14 protein-coding genes are annotated in these 15,922 nt (G+C 65.4%); 9 read left to right on the top strand and 5 right to left on the bottom strand.

The annotated features are described in order from the left end of the window. Positions 1 to 18: 18 nt before the first annotated feature. The gene (locus tag ACN9M2_RS03430) at positions 19 to 780 is read left to right on the top strand and encodes a prolyl oligopeptidase family serine peptidase (RefSeq protein WP_426286772.1); all 762 of its coding nucleotides are present in this window, start codon (positions 19 to 21) and stop codon (positions 778 to 780) included. A gap of 12 nt (positions 781 to 792) precedes the next feature. Here ACN9M2_RS03430 and ACN9M2_RS03425 read toward each other — a convergent pair whose 3' ends face one another. The 5 genes from ACN9M2_RS03425 to ACN9M2_RS03405 all read right to left on the bottom strand — a co-directional run bounded on the left by ACN9M2_RS03425 (position 793) and on the right by ACN9M2_RS03405 (position 5,483). Continuing rightward, complete coding sequence (locus tag ACN9M2_RS03425; protein ID WP_426286771.1) at positions 793 to 1,185, bottom strand: hypothetical protein; 393 nt, start codon at positions 1,183 to 1,185, stop codon at positions 793 to 795. Between the two features lie 30 nt (positions 1,186 to 1,215). Then, a complete protein-coding gene (locus tag ACN9M2_RS03420) occupies positions 1,216 to 2,448 on the bottom strand; it encodes an MFS transporter (protein ID WP_426286770.1) in 1,233 nt (410 codons plus the stop codon). 158 nt (positions 2,449 to 2,606) lie between these two features. Then, positions 2,607 to 3,629 (bottom strand): Gfo/Idh/MocA family oxidoreductase, encoded by a 1,023-nt coding sequence (locus ACN9M2_RS03415; protein ID WP_426286769.1) that lies wholly within the window; start codon positions 3,627 to 3,629, stop codon positions 2,607 to 2,609. A 2-nt stretch (positions 3,630 to 3,631) separates the two neighbouring features. After that, positions 3,632 to 4,624: an inositol 2-dehydrogenase gene (iolG, locus tag ACN9M2_RS03410; RefSeq protein ID WP_426286768.1), complete on the bottom strand. Its 993-nt coding sequence runs from the start codon at positions 4,622 to 4,624 to the stop codon at positions 3,632 to 3,634. Next, positions 4,617 to 5,483, bottom strand: a complete 867-nt coding sequence (locus ACN9M2_RS03405) for a MurR/RpiR family transcriptional regulator (RefSeq protein WP_426286767.1) — start codon at positions 5,481 to 5,483, stop codon at positions 4,617 to 4,619. Before ACN9M2_RS03405 ends, iolG begins: the two co-directional genes overlap by 8 nt. 202 nt (positions 5,484 to 5,685) lie before the next feature. Between ACN9M2_RS03405 and ACN9M2_RS03400 the strand changes: the two genes are divergently transcribed. The 8 genes from ACN9M2_RS03400 to ACN9M2_RS03365 are packed head-to-tail and all read left to right on the top strand — an operon-like array spanning position 5,686 to position 15,818. Next, complete coding sequence (locus ACN9M2_RS03400) at positions 5,686 to 6,729, top strand: sugar ABC transporter substrate-binding protein (protein ID WP_426286766.1); 1,044 nt, start codon at positions 5,686 to 5,688, stop codon at positions 6,727 to 6,729. Between the two features lie 19 nt (positions 6,730 to 6,748). After that, on the top strand, positions 6,749 to 7,909 hold the full coding sequence (locus ACN9M2_RS03395) for an ABC transporter permease (protein WP_426286765.1): 1,161 nt from the start codon (positions 6,749 to 6,751) through the stop codon (positions 7,907 to 7,909). Positions 7,910 to 7,920: 11 nt separating this feature from the next. Beyond that, positions 7,921 to 8,709 carry an ATP-binding cassette domain-containing protein gene (locus ACN9M2_RS03390; RefSeq protein WP_371022748.1) on the top strand — a complete coding sequence of 263 codons (789 nt, stop codon included), beginning with the start codon at positions 7,921 to 7,923 and terminating at the stop codon, positions 8,707 to 8,709. Between the two features lie 12 nt (positions 8,710 to 8,721). Further along, positions 8,722 to 10,689: a bifunctional 5-dehydro-2-deoxygluconokinase/5-dehydro-2-deoxyphosphogluconate aldolase gene (locus ACN9M2_RS03385; protein WP_426286764.1), complete on the top strand. Its 1,968-nt coding sequence runs from the start codon at positions 8,722 to 8,724 to the stop codon at positions 10,687 to 10,689. Continuing rightward, positions 10,686 to 12,569, top strand: a complete 1,884-nt coding sequence (gene iolD / locus ACN9M2_RS03380; protein WP_426286763.1) for a 3D-(3,5/4)-trihydroxycyclohexane-1,2-dione acylhydrolase (decyclizing) — start codon at positions 10,686 to 10,688, stop codon at positions 12,567 to 12,569. The genes ACN9M2_RS03385 and iolD overlap by 4 nt, the downstream gene beginning before the upstream one ends. Next, entirely contained in the window at positions 12,566 to 13,474 is a 909-nt protein-coding gene (iolE, locus tag ACN9M2_RS03375; protein WP_426286762.1) for a myo-inosose-2 dehydratase, read from the top strand. The genes iolD and iolE overlap by 4 nt, the downstream gene beginning before the upstream one ends. After that, complete coding sequence (gene iolB, locus ACN9M2_RS03370; RefSeq protein ID WP_426286761.1) at positions 13,471 to 14,268, top strand: 5-deoxy-glucuronate isomerase; 798 nt, start codon at positions 13,471 to 13,473, stop codon at positions 14,266 to 14,268. Before iolE ends, iolB begins: the two co-directional genes overlap by 4 nt. Positions 14,269 to 14,294: 26 nt before the next feature. Continuing rightward, positions 14,295 to 15,818, top strand: coding sequence for a CoA-acylating methylmalonate-semialdehyde dehydrogenase (locus ACN9M2_RS03365; RefSeq protein WP_426286760.1), 1,524 nt, complete (start codon positions 14,295 to 14,297; stop codon positions 15,816 to 15,818). Positions 15,819 to 15,922: the final 104 nt, after the last annotated feature.

Raw genomic sequence — 15,922 nt, 5'->3', positions numbered from 1 at the left:
CCCCAGGGAACCGCCACGATGCTCCGCACCCTCGCCTTCCTCACCGTCGCCATCGCCAGCACGGCCGGTTTCGCCGCGCCTGCACGCTTCGTCGAGCGCTCCGTCGATGTCCACGGCAAGACCTACCGCTACCAGGTGTTCGTGCCTGCGGACATCAAAGAGCACCCGGCCGTGGTGCTGTTCCTTCACGGCAGCGGCGAACGCGGCGACGACAACCAGAAGCAGATGTCGCAAGGCCTGCCACCCTGGCTGAAGCAGCACGTGGATTTCCCGGCGGTGGTGGTGATTCCCCAGGCACCGGACGATACGGAGTGGACCGATCCAGCCGATGCCGACATGGCGATGGCCGCGCTGGAGAAAAGCGTGAAGGAGTTCCATGGCGATCGTAAACGCCTCTACCTCACCGGCCTATCCATGGGCGGTTACGGCTCCTGGCAACTTGCCGTGGATCATCCCGATACGTTCGCCGCGGCCGCCATCATCTGCGGCGGCGTCAGCGCGTTGAGCGACGAGCGGGCGCTCTACGTGCACGGCGCACCCAAGGGCGACGATCCCTTCACCTGGGTGGCGGAGAAGATCGGCAAGCTGCCGGTGTGGATCTTCCATGGCGGCGACGACAACGTCGTGCCCACCGAGCAGTCCCGCAAGATGAACGCGGCGCTGGTCAAGCGCGGTGCGGAAGTGAAATACAGTGAATTCCCCGGCGTGAACCACGGCTCATGGGAAAAGGCTTATGCGACGCCGGACCTGTGGGACTGGATGTTCAGCCACACCCGATAGGGGACTGGTCTATCAGGAACTGCGCATGCTGGCGGACAGCTTCTTCAGTCCGCCGGCGAATACCAGCCAGCCGATGCATACCCCCACCAAGGCGCCGACGAACTCGAAGAAGACGCGCAGGCCGATGGCATCGGGGTCATGCACGGCGGCGAGTTTCAGCTTCAACAACGTGAGCGATTGCAGCGGCGCCATGTTGAAGTAGAAGAGGTCCCACAGGTCCTGTCCGGCGCCCAGTGCCACGGCGAACACGTAGGCGATGGCAAGCCGCTTCCCGTCGCTCCAGCCATTGTCCTTGCCGAAGGCATGCAGCAACCCGAAGACGACGATACCGACGACCAGCGCGATGGCGCCTGTTTCCAGGGCACCGACGATGCCGAAGCCCGTCCAACTGCGATCGTATGGCATGCGAAGAACTCTAGGGGAACCGGAAGCGCATTATGCCCGTGCGTCGGCCCGGTTATCGCGTACGTTTCTATCGCGGCCGAAACGCAGGTAGAGGGAGGTGGCCAGGAGCATCGCCGCCAACGCGGCGAATCCCGCCAGCAGGAAGATCGCAGGGTAATCGTAAAGGCCTGCGACCCAACCGCCGATCGGACCGGTGAGACCCAGCGCCACGTCGAGGAACACCGAATAGGCGCCCAGGGCAGCGCCGCGATTGTGCGTGCTGACCCGGCCGACCGCCTCGACGCCGAGCGCCGGGAACACCAGGGCGAAACCCGCGCCCGTGAGTGCGGCTCCGGCAAGGGCGGCATGCGGTGTCGTTCCCTGCCAGAGCAGGACCAAGCCGAGGCATTCGACGAACAACGAGGCGATCGCCACGCGGTAGCCGCCGAAGCGGTCGATGGCGTTGCCGAAGACCAGCCGGATGCCGATGAAGCAGCCGCCGAAGATCGACAGCGACAGCGCGGCATCGGCCCAGCCGCGGCTCGCGTAGTAAAGGGCTACGAAGGTCGAGAGCGAGCCGAAACCTATGGATGCCAACGCCAGGCCCGCGCCGTAAGGCATGACACGCGAAAGCACGCTCTTGAACGGCAGGCGCTCGCCATGACTCGGCGCCACGCGGGCCTTCGCCAGCGCCATCGGCAAGGCGACGAGGCCCAGCGCGAAGGTCAGGATACCCAGCGAGATGAAGCCATGGTCTCGCGCCAGCGTCACGCCCAGGGGCGCGCCCAACGCGATGCCGCCGTAGGTGGCGATGCCGTTCCATGAAATCACCCGTGCGGTGTGCTCGCCGCCGATGCCGCCGATACCCCAGGTGATCGACCCGGTGCTCACCCAGCTCTCGGCGAAGCCCAGGCCGAGACGGCTGAGAAGGATCAGCGTCAGGGAAAGCACCGGTATTTTCGGCACCAGCGCCGCCAGCGCGAGGAACAGCCCGGAGATGGCCAGGACGATGAGGCCGGCGACCACGGTCCGCTTCGGTCCCATTGCATCGGCCATGCGCCCCGCGTGCGGGCGGCTCAGCAGCGTCGCAAGATACTGCGCGCTGACCGCCAGCCCGGCGACGATCGTCGAATAACCCAGATCGAGATGTGCGAACCCCGGCAACACAGCGAGTGGAATGCCGATGCACAGGTAGCAGACGAAGGAAAAGACGACAGCCGAAAGAATCCGGGCCGTGACGGCGAAACGCCGTCCGCGATGGGGGACGAGGGAGGGAAGAGACATGGCCAGGGGATTATAGCGCGCCGTTGTTGCAGTGCGTCATGGCTCCCCATGCGGCCATTTGAAGGTGGAAACCGCAGCCGGGCTCCCACCAGGTCAAGGCTATCCTCCCGAGGCCATCCTCCGTGGACAGGCTCCCATTTGGATCGGCTCCCACCCGGTCAGGATCGACCCAGTTCGACCGGCTGGCCGCTTTGCAGCGATTCGCGCAAGGCGATGGCGATCCGTGTCGCTTCCACTGCGTCGTCCATGGTCAGCTCGAAAGGCGTGTCGTCGAGCACCGCGTCGACGAAATGCTTCGCCTGGGTCACGAACGCCGGCGCGAAGCGCTCGTAGAACGAGGGGACGACCGCATTGCGCACGCCGTTCGCGTCCGCGATCTCCACACGGTCAGCGCGCGGGTTGCGCCCGATGCTCACCCTGCCAGCGGTGCCGGTGACGTCGGTGTGCGTGTCGTGCCCGTGCGCCTGCGTACGCGATGCGTAGAACATGGCCATGCGGCCGCCTTCGAACTCGACGATGGCGATTCCGTTGTCGACGTCGCCCATGGCTTCCAGCGGCGGGTACATCGCCACCGTGCCCGTGGAATAGACCTTGGTCGCCTTCGGCCGGCCGAGCAGCCAGCGAGCGAGGTCGATGTCGTGCACGCTGCAGTCGAGGAAGATCCCGCCGCTGGTCGGCGCGAACTTCAGGAACGCGCCGCTCGGGTCGGCAAGATCCGTCGTCTGCGAGTACACCAGGAACGGTCGGCCGATGCCGCCGCCCTCGATATGCATGAAGGCGTGGCGATAGCTTTCGTCGAAGCGGCGGACAAAGCCGACCATGGCTCGCTTGCCGGCATTCGCCGCATGAGCGGCGGCGCGACGGCAGTCCTCCAGGTCCAACGACAGCGGCTTCTCGCAGAACACGTGCTTGCCCACATCCAAGGCCTGCTCGATCTGCGTCGCATGCAACGACGTCGGCGTGACGAGGAACACGGCGTCCAGGGACGGATCGGCGAGCATCTCCTCGTACGAGTGGTAGATCGTCTCGATACCCAGGCTGCCCCGCGCCCATTCGCGCTCGGCCTCGACGGGGCTGCATACGGCGGCAAGTTCGGCGCGGGGGACGGCGCGGGCGAGATTTTCGGCGTAGCGTTGGCCGAGCCGACCGAGGCCGGCCAAGCCGATACGGAGCTTGCCCATGGTCAGATGCTCACCTCGACGACCTTGCCCTCGCGCCACGAACGCGCGGCGGCCTCGGCCAGTTCCAATGCCTTGATGCCATCGGCGATGGTCGTGCGCACGGGCGTGCCACCGGCCAGCGCGTCGAAGAAATGGGCGATTTCGGCGGCATACGCTTCGCGGTAACGCTCCAGGAAGAAGTGCTCCGGGAGGTCATGGGCGATGTTCTTCGACGTGTGCGACACGACCTGGGTCGGCGCGACGTTACCCGCCTGCAGCATGCCCTTGCTGCCAAGCACCTCGAAGCGCTGGTCATAGCCATAGGCCGCGCGGCGCGAGGTATTGATCTGGCAGAGCTTGCCGCTCTTCGTACGAATGGTGACGGCGGTGGTGTCGATGTCGCCGGCTTCCTGGATCGCCGGATCGGTCAGGCAGCTTCCGGTGGCGTGCACGCTGACGGCTTCGTCGGCGAGGACCCAGCGGAAAATGTCGAAATCATGGATGAGCATGTCCTTGAAGATGCCGCCCGAGCTCTTGATGTAGCTGACCGGCGGCGCGCCGGGATCGCGGCTGGTGACGATCAGCAACTCCGGCGTACCCACCTCGCCATCGTCGAGGCGCTTCTTCAGCGACGAGAAGGTGGGGTCGAAACGGCGCTGGAACGCGATCATGCAGACGACGCCGGCCTTTTCCACAGCGGCCTGGCACGAACGTGCGCGTTCGACGTCGAGGTCCACCGGCTTCTCGCAGAAGATCGCCTTGCCGGCGGCGGCGGCGCGATGGATGAGGTCGGCATGGGTGTCGGTGCTCGAACCGATCACCACGGCGCCCACGGCGGGATCGTTCAATGCCTCGTCCACGCCGGCGACCTTCGCACCGTGCTTGTCCGCAAGCTCCTGCGCCGAGGGCGCGTGCACATCCACCACGTAGCGCAATCGCGCCTCCGGATGGCGGGCGACATTGCCCGCGTGGATCTTGCCGATGCGACCGGCACCGAAAACGGCAACTTCAATCATCGTATTCTCCTCGGGGAATCGTTTCTTCGACAGTGAGTTCGAGCTTGTAGGCCAGCGCGACGAACAGCGCCTGGCACAGGCACATGGTGCTGGTGAGGCCGCGGAACGCGAACGCGCTGCCCTCCTTCACCTTGAGCAGTACATCCGAATGCCGCGCCAGCGGGCCGAGATCGCTCTCGGTGATGCCGAGCACGCCCGCGCGGTGTTGTTGGGCCACCCGCATGGCGTAGAGGGTTTCCTTGCCGAACGGGGGAAAGCTGATGGCGATCAGCGCGTCGCCCTTGCCGATGCTGCGCAACTGTTCTCGGAACATGCCGCCGAGGCCATTCACCAGGTGCACGCGCTTCTGCGTGTGCTGCAATGCATAGGCGATATAGGTGGCGATGGCGAACGAGCGGCGCACACCGATCACGTAGATGTTTTCCGCCGCGGCGAGCATGTCCACCGCCTTCTGGAATCGGGCCTCGTCCAGTTCCTCGGCGAGTTCGTCGAGCCCGGCCCGGCTGGCGTCGATGAAACGCGACGCGATCTCCACGGCGGGCATGCCGCCGGCACGGCCCTTGATGACGCTGCGGATGCGCTGCTGATAGCTGCGCGAGGGCGCGGATTGCGCTGTCCACGCATCGCGGAATACCGCCTGCATTTCAGAGAAACCGGAATAACCGAAGCGCTGCGCGAAGCGAACCACCGCCGATGCGTGCACGCCGCAGCCTTCGGCGATCTCGCCGACGCGCTGGACCATGATCGAACTGCGATGTTCCTCAAGGTAACGGGCGACCCCCTGCAGCTGGCGTGGCAGGGCTTCGAATTCCTCCGCGATGCGCTGCATGAGGGCATCGGCTTCGCTGCGTTTGGCCATGGACGGCTCCATCGGGGACCGGCCGCATTGAAGCACGCGATGGAACATATTTTCCATTTATTTTTTTGCTGCAATGCAAATTGCAACCATGGAACAGGGAGTCCATGCTCGACCCGCTTTCGGCAAAACAGCGGCCGCGAGGCCGCATCGCACTTCGATATCCATCCATCCGACCGCAAAGCCGGTCACCTGTGGAGGCACTATGCGATCCAAACTGTTCCACGCCTCGTTGGCGGCAGCCCTAGCCCTCGGTCTTGGCCTCGCCGCCCCCGCCTCGCAGGCGGCTCCCGGCGATCGTTACGTTCTCGTTACCCATGCCGCCGACTCGGATTCCTGGTGGAACACCATCAAGAATTCGATCAAGCAGGCGGGCGAGGATTTCGGTGTCGATGTTGACTATCGCGGGTCCGGCAACGGCGACCTGAGCGAAATGGCCCGCCAGCTCGAATCCGCGGCCGCGCGGAACTACAAGGGCGTGTCCTTCGACATCGCCAGCTACGCGGTGCTGAAGGCCCCGGCCGCCAAGGTCGCCGCCAAGGGCATCCCCATCGTCACCATCAACTCCGGCACCCCCGACGAGAGCAAGAAGCTCGGCGCGATCATGCATGTGGGCCAGGGTGAATACGACGCGGGCAAGGCCGCCGGCGAGCGGGCCAAGGCCGCCGGCGTCACCAGCTTCGTCTGCGTGAACCACTACGCCACCAACAACGCCTCGTTCGAGCGTTGCCAGGGCTTCGCCGATGCCATCGGCCTGAAGGACTGGCGCAAGACCTCGATGATCGACACGGGCATGGACCCGACGGTGGTCGCCAGCAAGCTCAGCGCCTACCTGCGCAGCAACCCGAAGACGCAGGCCATCCTGGCCCTCGGGCCCAACGCGGCCGAGCCGTCGATCAAGGTGGTCCAGGACATGCACCTGGTCGGCAAGATCAACTTCGGCACGTTCGACCTGTCGCCCGCGATCATCAACGGCATCAAGTCCGGCACGATCCAGTACGCCATCGACCAGCAGCCCTACCTGCAAGGCTACATGGGCATCGCCGCCCTGGTGATCGCGCACGACCAGAACACCAAGGACCCGGCCAAGATCATCGCCGCGCTGAAGGCCAACCCGAAGTTCCAGGCGCGCCTGAAACAGTACGACCTGAAGCCCATCTACACCGCCACCGGCGTCAGTTCGGGACCCGCCTTCGTCACTAAGGACAACGTCGCCACCGTAGAGAAGTACGCCGGCCAGTACCGCTGACCGGCAGGAGCAGAAGTCCATGAGCGCCATCAACGAGAGCGTCACGAACATGATCCAGAGCAACCGCGCGAAAGCGCCGGAAGAAGCGGCATCCACGGACGAACGCGTGCGGAAGATATCCCCGTGGCGCATCCTCCTCGACAGGCCCGAACTCGGGTCCATCGCGGGCACCGTGCTCGTCTTCGTCTTCTTCGGCATCTTCGCCGGCGGCTCGGGCATGTTCGCGCTCGATGGCGTGATCAACTGGGCGCAGGTGGCGGGCTACCTCGGCATCATCGCCGTGGGCGCCTGCCTGCTGATGATCGCCGGCGAATTCGACCTGTCGATGGGTTCGATGATCGGATTCGCCGGCGTCATGGTGGCCATCCCACCCATGTATCTCGGCTGGCCGCTCTGGGCATCGGTGATCTTCGCGTTCGCCGGCTCCATGGCGCTCGGTGCCTTGAATGGCTACCTCGTGGTCCGCACGAAATTGCCGTCGTTCATCGTCACCCTTGCCTTCATGTTCATCCTGCGCGGCCTGACCCTGGTCCTTTCCACCGGTTTCGCCAACAGCACGATCGTCAGCGGCATCGGTGACAAGTTCACCGAGGACCCCGTCGTTTCCGCCTTGTTCCAGGGCACCACCCTGCACTGGCTGTTCAGCGCGCTCGCCGGAATGAACCTCATCGAGAAGCTGCCCAGCGGCGATCCGGTCGTGGCCGGCCTGCCCAAGGTGCTGGTCTGGTGGATCGTGATGGCGATCGCCGCCGGCTTCGTGCTCGCCCGCACGCGTTTCGGCAACTGGATCTACACGGTCGGCGGCGATGCGAACGCTGCGAAGAACGTCGGCGTCCCCGTGCGCCGGGTGAAGATCTCGCTGTTCGTCCTTACCGCCTTCTGCGCCTGCCTGTTCGGCGTGCTCCAGGTGGCCGACGTCGGCTCCGCCGCGGCCGACCGTGGCCTGCAGAAGGAATTCGAGGCGATCATCGCCGTGGTCATCGGCGGCACCTTGCTCACCGGCGGCTTCGGCTCGGTGATCGGCGCCTGCTTCGGCGCGCTGATCTTCGGCGTCGTGCAGATCGGCATCTCGTACACCAACATCGATTCCGACTGGTACCGCGTGTTTCTGGGCGGCATGTTGCTGCTGGCGGTGCTGTTCAACCACTACATCCGCAGCCGCGCCGCGGCGACGAAATGAGGAGCGCCACCATGGCCGACGACTACATCCTCGAGCTCGACAACGTCAGCAAGTATTTCGGTACCGTGATCGCCCTCCAGGGTGTCACGCTGCGCCTGAAGCGTGGCGAGGTGCACTGCCTGCTCGGCGACAACGGCGCGGGCAAGTCCACCCTGATCAAGACCCTTGCCGGCGTTCACCAGCCCAGCTCCGGCGCGTATCGCGTCGATGGCGAGGAAGTCCGCTTCAACTCGCCCCGCGAAGCGCTCGATCGCGGCATCGCCACGGTTTACCAGGATCTCGCGTTGGTCCCGCTGATGAGCGTGGCGCGCAATTTCTTCGCCGGCCGCGAGCCGCGCCGCAAGATGTTCGGCGTCATTCCGGTCATCGACATGAATTACGCCAACGAGACCGCCCGCGACAAGCTCGCCGAGATGGGCATCCGCGTCCGCGACGCGAGCCAGCCAGTGGGCACGATGTCCGGCGGCGAACGGCAATGCCTGGCGATCGCCCGCGCGATCCACTTCGGCGCCAAGGTGCTGATCCTGGACGAGCCCACCGCCGCACTCGGCGTGAAGCAGTCCTGCAACGTGCTCAAGCTGATCCACAACGCGCGCGAGCGCGGCATCTCGGTGATCTTCATCACCCACAACGTGCACCACGCCTACCCCATCGCGGACAGCTTCACGCTGCTCAACCGCGGCCAGTCCATGGGCACCTTCGCCAAGAGCGACATCACCAAGGAAGAAGTGCTCGACATGATGGCCGGCGGCACCGAGATCCAGAGCCTGGTCGATGAACTGGAAGGCCGCGCGGCCTGATACGGAACCCCTATGCGTAGTCCCCTGCCCCGCTCTTCCTCCCGCCCCATCGACGTCGCCTGCCTCGGCAGGCTCGCGGTGGACCTCTACGCCCAACAGATCGGTGCCCGCCTGGAGGACGTGACCAGTTTCGCCAAGTACCTTGGCGGCTCGTCGGCCAACGTGGCCTTCGGCACCGCGCGACTGGGCTTGCGCTCAGCCATGATCTCCCGCGTGGGCGACGACCACATGGGCCGTTTCCTGACCGAGACGCTCGACTCGGAAGGCTGCGACGTGAGCCAGGTCCGGATCGACCCCGATCGCCTGACCGCGCTGGCGATCCTCGGCATCAAGGATCGCGAAACCTTCCCCCTGTTGTTCTACCGCGAGAACTGCGCGGACATGGCGTTGGCCGCCGGGGATATCGACGAGTCCTTCATCGCCTCATGCCGCGCCCTGGCCATCACGGGAACGCATTTCTCCGAACCCGGCGTCCACGCCGCCAGCACGCGCGCCATGGAACTGGCCCGCAAGCACGACGTGCGCACCGTGCTCGATATCGACTATCGCCCCGTGCTCTGGGGCCTCACCGGCCGGGGTGAAGGCGAAACGCGCTTCGTCGCCGCCGACCATGTCACAGGCCACTTGCAAGCCATCCTTCCCGGCTTCGACGTGATCGTCGGCACCGAGGAGGAATTCCACATCGCCGGCGGCAGTGAAGAGCTGCTCGCCGCGTTGCGCGCCGTGCGCGGCATCAGCGCGGCCACCCTCGTGGTCAAGCGCGGGCCGCTGGGCTGCAGCGTGATCGAAGGCGAGATCCCTTCGGCGATCGACGATGCGCCCACCTATCGCGGCAGCCGCGTAGAGGTGCTCAACGTACTCGGTGCCGGCGATGCCTTCCTCTCGGGCTTCCTTGCCGGCTGGCTGCGTGACGAATCCATCGAGCAGTCGTGCGCCTTCGCCAATGCCTGCGGCGCGATCGTGGTGTCCCGTCATGGTTGCGCACCGGCCATGCCCGGACGCGCGGAACTCGATGCCTTCCTCCAGCGTGAAGGCGGCATCCGCCGGCCGGACCTCGATGCCGAACTTTCCCACCTGCATCGCACGGCCGTGCCGCGAAAAGCGTGGAACGAACTCTACGTGTTCGCCTTCGACCACCGCGTACCGTTCTTCGAACTGGCCAGGCAGGTCGGTGGCGACGAGGCACGCATACCGCGCCTCAAGGAATTGCTGGTGGAAGCCGTGGCCGCCACGGAACGTGCCGGAAAACTCCAGGGCCACGTCGGCCTGTTGGCCGACGACCGCTATGGGCAGGACGCGCTCAACGCCGCCACGGGCCGTGGATGGTGGATCGGCCGGCCCGTGGAGGTCTCCGGTTCGAACCCGCTGGAACTGGAGCGTGGGCGCTCCATCGGCAGCCAGCTGATCGCCTGGCCACGCGAGCACGTCATCAAGTGCCTGGTCGCGTTCGACCCGGATGCGAATCCCATGGACCGCGTGGAGCAGGAAACGCAGCTGCGCTCACTGTATGAAGCGGCGAAAATCAGCGGTCATGAGCTGCTCCTGGAAGTGATCCCGCCGGGATGCAGGAGCCAGGCCGAGCGCGATGAACTCGTGCTGCGTTCGCTGAAGCGCATCTACAACCTGGGCATCAAGCCTGAATGGTGGAAACTCTGCCCGCCGCGCCGCGAGGCCTGGGCCGCGATCGACGCCCTGATCCATGAACGCGACCCGCATTGCCGCGGCGTGCTCCTGCTCGGTCTCAACGCGCCGGCGGAGACCCTCGCCGCCGGCTTCGCCGATGCCGTCGACAGTGCCACCTGCCGGGGCTTCGCCGTGGGCCGCACGATCTTCGCGGAGCCGGCGAAGGCGTGGCTTGCCGGGACCATCGACGATGCCGCCCTCGTCGCCCAGGCCCGTGCCGCCTTCGAACGCATGATCGCCTTGTGGCGCGACGGCCGGCGCAGCCCCGAAACGTTGAAGGAAGGCGCCGCCGCATGAGCGAGACGATCCGCCTCACCTGTGCGCAGGCACTGGTCCGTTATCTCGCGGCGCTGCGTGGCCGCGATGCCGACCAGGAGGATTCGGTGCCGCTGTTCGGCGGTGTCTTCGCCATCTTCGGCCATGGCAACGTGGCCGGCATCGGCGAAGCGCTGTATGGCGTGCGCGATCGATTGCCGACGTTCCGCGCACACAACGAGCAGGCGATGGCACACGCCGCCATCGCCTACGCGAAGACGAACATGCGCCGCCGCATGATGGCCGTGACCACCTCGATCGGTCCAGGCGCGACCAACCTCGTCACGGCCGCCGCGCTGGCCCACGTGAACCGCCTGCCCGTACTTCTCTTGCCCGGCGATATCTTCGTCTCGCGCGAGCCGGACCCGGTGTTGCAACAACTCGAGGATTTTTCCGACGGCACGGTTTCGGTCAACGACTGCTTCCGGCCCGTATCGCGTTACTTCGACCGTATCGTCCGGCCCGAACAATTGCTCACCGCGTTGCCGCGCGCCGTCCGCGCGCTCACCGACCCGGCCCTGTGCGGCCCCGTCACGCTTGCCTTGCCGCAGGACGTGCAAGCGGAAGCCTACGATTTCCCGCTGTCGTTCTTCGAACCCCGTGAGGTCGTCTTCCGCGCGCCCCAGCCCACCGACGACGAGTTGATGTCCGCCCTTGATGCCATCGAGGTCGCGGAGCGCCCGGTCATCATCGCCGGCGGTGGCGCCCTCTACGCCAAGGCCACATCGGCATTGCTGGGCTTCGCGGATAGGCATGGCGTGCCGGTCTGCGAGACACAGGCGGGCAAGGGCGTGTTTCCCTGGAACCACCCGCTGCACCTGGGTCCGGCGGGAGTCAGCGGTTCGACGGCTGCGAACGCCCTGCTTCGCGACGCCGATCTCGTCATCGCGGTGGGTACGCGCCTGCAGGATTTCACCACCGGCTCGAACGCGTTGTTCCGCCACGTGCCGATCCTTTCGGTGAACGTGAACGGTTTTGACGCCATGAAGGGCAACGGACTGGAAGCCATCGGCGACGCGGCCCAGGTGCTCGACGACATCAGTTTCGGTCTCGAAGATTGGGCGGCGCCCGAGGCATGGACGACGCGTGCCCGCGAAGCGGCCGGGGAATGGGTGGACATCGTCTCGCGCATCACCGGCCAGCGCGAAGCGCCTGCCGGACGCCTGCCCTACGACGGCGAGGTGATCGGCGCGGTGCAGCGCTCGTCCTCGCGCTCCACCATGGACGACATCGTGGTCTGCGCCGCCGGTACGCTGCCCGCCGAACTGGAAAAGCTCTGGCGTACCGAAACGCCGGGCGGCTATCACATGGAATACGGATACTCGTGCATGGGCTACGAAATAGCCGGCGGGCTCGGCGTCAAGATGGCCGCGCCCGATCGCGAGGTCATCGTGATGGTGGGCGATGGCAGCTACCTGATGATGAACTCGGAGATCGCGACATCGGTGATGCTCGACGCCAAGCTCATCATCGTGCTGCTGGACAACCGGGGCTACGGTTGCATCAACCGGCTGCAGCAGGCCACCGGCAGCGCCCCGTTCAACAACATGTTCGACGACTGCGTACAGGGACGCCACGGCGCGCCGCTCATCGACTTCGCGGCGCATGCCCGGAGCCTCGGCGCCATCGCCGAGCACGTGGCCGACATCGCCGGCCTGGAGGCCGCCATGGAGCGCGCCCGGGCAGCCGATCGAACCTACCTCATCAGCATCGATACCGACCACACGCGCACGACCGACGAGGGCGGCGCATGGTGGGACGTGGCGGTGCCGGAAGTTTCCACGCGGGACGCCGTGCGCGAAGCGCGCGCGGGCTACGAGACCGCCATCGTGGGCCGCAAGGCCAGGATCACGCCAGCATGAAGAACGATCCCATCCGTATCGGCATCAATCCGATCTCCTGGAGCAACGACGACCTCCCGTCGCTCGGTGGCGAGATACCGCTGTCCACCGCGCTCACCGAAGGCAAGGCCATCGGCTACGAGGGCTTCGAACTCGGCAACAAGTTCCCCAAGGAACCGGCGGCGCTGCGCGAGTTGATGGCGGGCTACGGCCTCGATGTCGTCTCGGGCTGGTATTCGGGCCGGCTTGGCGAACGCACCGCGAAAGAGGAAACGGCCGCCGTCGGCAAGCACCTTCGCCTGCTGGCCGAGAACGGTTGCAAGGTCATGGTCTATGGCGAGGTGGCCCATGCCATCCAGGGCGAGCCGGTGCCACTGTACAAGCGTCCGCGCTTTCGCACCGATGACGACTGGAAGCGCTACGGCGAGAAAGTGACGGAGTTCGCCCGCTTCACGCTCTCGCAAGGCGTTCGCCTGGCCTATCACCATCACATGGGCGCGTACGTGGAATCGCCCGACGATGTCGACCAGCTCATGGCACATACCGGTGAGGACGTCGGGTTGCTGTTCGACAGCGGCCATACCTACTTCGGCGGTGGCGACCCGGTGGCCGTGCTTGAACGGCATATCGCCCGCATCTGCCACGTCCACTGCAAGGACGTACGGCCGGGCATCGTTCGTCTCGCACGCAACCGCCATTGGACCTTCCTCGAATCCGTGCTCAATGGCGCGTTCACTGTTCCGGGTGATGGCGTGATCGATTTCGCCGCGATCGTGGGCAAGCTGAAGGAGCGTGGCTATAGGGGGTGGCTGGTCGTCGAGGCCGAACAGGACCCCGCGGTGGCCCCCAGCTACGCCTTCGCGAAGAAGGGATACGACACCCTGCGCGGATTGCTCGACCGGGAACCGTTGGAGGAAGTCGCATGAGCCTGCTCGTCAAGGCCATGCCCACGGGCGAGGCCATCGTCAAGGTGACGCCACAGACCGCGCACTGGAAGCATGTCGGCTTCGAGGCACGCCGTCTCGCCGCAGGGCAACGTACGGAGATCACGCTGCCATCCGATCGCGAAGGCTGTCTCGTCGTGCTCACCGGCAGTGTGGACGTCAGCGTGGGAGAGCACGCGTGGGAGAATCTCGGCGGTCGCATGAGCGTCTTCGAGGATCGTTCCCCGCACGCCATCTACGCCCCGCCGTCATCCGTGTTCAAGATCCTGGCGACGACCGACGCCGAGTTCGCCATCGCCTCGGCGCCCGCCTCGGGACGCCTTGACGTGCGCCTGCTCGCCCCGGAGTCGATGAAGCGATCGGTACGTGGCACCGGCTCGAACACCCGTTATGTATGCGACATCCTGCCCGAGACGGAACCGGCCGAATCACTGCTCGTCGTCGAGGTGCTCACGCCCGCCGGCCACTCGTCCAGCTATCCGCCACACAAGCACGATACCGACGCGCTGCCGGAAGAAAGCGTGCTCGAGGAAACCTACTACCACCGCATCGACCCCCCACAGGGATTCGCCTTCCAGCGCGTCTATACCGACACCCGCGACATCGACGAGTCGATGGCCGTGGGCAACCACGACGTGGTCATGGTGCCGCGCGGCTACCACCCCGTGGTGATGCCACACGGCTACCGGGGCTACTACCTCAACGTGATGGCCGGCCCCCGCCGTGAATGGCACTTCCGCAACGACCCCGCCCACGAATGGATGATCGCGCGTTGACGCGACGCGATCGGAGTAACCAAGACATGTCCGCCCAGCCTTCCAGCAACGCCCTTCCCCGCATCGGCCACTTCATCGCCGGCAAGCCCTATGCAGGTACACCCGCGGGCTTCGCGCCCGTCTACGATCCGGCACGCGGCGTTCCCGCCGCCGAGGTGGATCTGGCTTCCGTCGCCGATGTCGACGCCGCCGTGCGCGCCGCGCATGCCGCCTTCCCCGCCTGGTCGCAGACACCGCCGCTCAAGCGCGCCCGCGTGATGTTCCGTTTCAAGGAGATGATCGAGCGCGACATGGACCGGCTCGCCCGCGTGATCGTCGCCGAGCATGGCAAGGTGCTGTCCGATGCCAAGGGCGAACTGGTGCGTGGCCTGGAGGTGGTGGAATACGCATGCGGCATACCCGAGCTGCTCAAGGGCGAATACACCGAGCAGATCGCCAATGGCATCGATGCGTGGACGATGCGCCAGGCCCTTGGCGTCTGTGCCGGCATCACGCCATTCAATTTTCCCGCGATGGTTCCGATGTGGATGTTCCCCATGGCGGTGGCCTGCGGAAACACCTTCGTGCTCAAGCCCTCCGAACGCGATCCGTCGCTGGCCGTCGAACTGGCGAAGCTGCTCAAGGAAGCCGGCTTGCCGGACGGCGTGTTCAACGTGGTACACGGCGACAAGACCGCGGTGGACGCCCTGCTGGATCACGATCTCGTTCGCGCGGTGAGCTTCGTCGGCTCCACCCCGATCGCGGAATACATCTATGCGCGCGGTTGCGCGAAGGGCAAGCGCGTACAAGCATTGGGTGGTGCGAAGAACCATATGATCGTCATGCCCGACGCCGACCTGGACAAGACCGCCGATGCCTTGATGGGAGCCGGCTATGGCGCGGCGGGTGAACGCTGCATGGCGATCTCCGTCGCCGTCGCGGTCGGCGAAGCGACGGCCGACGCGCTGGTCGCGAAGCTCGCTCCACGCGTGCGGGCGCTGCGCATCGGCAACGGCATGGATGAAAAGGTGGAGATGGGACCCGTCGTCACTGGCGTTCATCGCGACCGCATCACCGGTTATATCGACGATGGCGTGGCGTCGGGTGCGGAACTCGTCGTCGACGGGCGCGGCTACCAGGTTGCCGGTTGCGAGCAAGGCTTCTTCGTCGGCGGCACGTTGTTCGATCGCGTGACGCCGTCCATGCGGATCTACAAGGAAGAGATATTCGGGCCCGTGCTGTGCGTGGTGCGTGTTCCGGATTTCGCCAGCGCGCTGAAGCTGGTGGATGAACACGAATTCGGCAACGGTACCGCGATCTTCACGCGTGACGGACAAGTGGCTCGTGAATTCGCGCACCGTGTCCAGGTGGGGATGATCGGCATCAACGTTCCCATTCCAGTACCGATGGCCTTCCATAGTTTCGGTGGATGGAAGAAGAGCCTGATGGGAGACCACCACGCCCACGGCCCGGAATCTGTGCGCTTTTACACAAGACAGAAGGCCGTTACACAGCGTTGGCTGAACCACGATGAAAGCGCTGGCGCCGAATTTGCGATGCCCACCCATTAGTACGACAAAAACACTATGATGCGGCGGTTGAACGCACGGGGAGCATTGTGCGTTGCAACTTAGATAATCAAAAGCCAAGTACGAAAAAGCATAATTTTTTATTC

The sequence above is a fragment of the Luteibacter sp. E-22 genome (assembly GCF_049913125.1).
Taxonomy (GTDB): domain Bacteria; phylum Pseudomonadota; class Gammaproteobacteria; order Xanthomonadales; family Rhodanobacteraceae; genus Luteibacter.
The sequence above is the reverse complement of the archived record's forward strand: the minus strand, read 5'-3'. Positions and strand labels throughout refer to the sequence as shown.

Excerpts from the sequence above, each read along its gene's own strand:
- ACN9M2_RS03405 (WP_426286767.1), bottom strand. The coding sequence starts at position 5,483 with ATGGCCAAACGCAGCGAAGCCGATGCCCTCATGCAGCGCATCGCGGAG.
- iolB (WP_426286761.1), top strand. The coding sequence starts at position 13,471 with ATGAGCCTGCTCGTCAAGGCCATGCCCACGGGCGAGGCCATCGTCAAG.
- ACN9M2_RS03390 (WP_371022748.1), top strand. The coding sequence starts at position 7,921 with ATGGCCGACGACTACATCCTCGAGCTCGACAACGTCAGCAAGTATTTC.
- ACN9M2_RS03430 (WP_426286772.1), top strand. The coding sequence starts at position 19 with ATGCTCCGCACCCTCGCCTTCCTCACCGTCGCCATCGCCAGCACGGCC.
- ACN9M2_RS03415 (WP_426286769.1), bottom strand. The coding sequence starts at position 3,629 with ATGGGCAAGCTCCGTATCGGCTTGGCCGGCCTCGGTCGGCTCGGCCAA.
- ACN9M2_RS03395 (WP_426286765.1), top strand. The coding sequence starts at position 6,749 with ATGAGCGCCATCAACGAGAGCGTCACGAACATGATCCAGAGCAACCGC.
- ACN9M2_RS03365 (WP_426286760.1), top strand. The coding sequence starts at position 14,295 with ATGTCCGCCCAGCCTTCCAGCAACGCCCTTCCCCGCATCGGCCACTTC.
- ACN9M2_RS03420 (WP_426286770.1), bottom strand. The coding sequence starts at position 2,448 with ATGTCTCTTCCCTCCCTCGTCCCCCATCGCGGACGGCGTTTCGCCGTC.
- ACN9M2_RS03425 (WP_426286771.1), bottom strand. The coding sequence starts at position 1,185 with ATGCCATACGATCGCAGTTGGACGGGCTTCGGCATCGTCGGTGCCCTG.
- ACN9M2_RS03385 (WP_426286764.1), top strand. The coding sequence starts at position 8,722 with ATGCGTAGTCCCCTGCCCCGCTCTTCCTCCCGCCCCATCGACGTCGCC.
- iolE (WP_426286762.1), top strand. The coding sequence starts at position 12,566 with ATGAAGAACGATCCCATCCGTATCGGCATCAATCCGATCTCCTGGAGC.
- ACN9M2_RS03400 (WP_426286766.1), top strand. The coding sequence starts at position 5,686 with ATGCGATCCAAACTGTTCCACGCCTCGTTGGCGGCAGCCCTAGCCCTC.
- iolG (WP_426286768.1), bottom strand. The coding sequence starts at position 4,624 with ATGATTGAAGTTGCCGTTTTCGGTGCCGGTCGCATCGGCAAGATCCAC.
- iolD (WP_426286763.1), top strand. The coding sequence starts at position 10,686 with ATGAGCGAGACGATCCGCCTCACCTGTGCGCAGGCACTGGTCCGTTAT.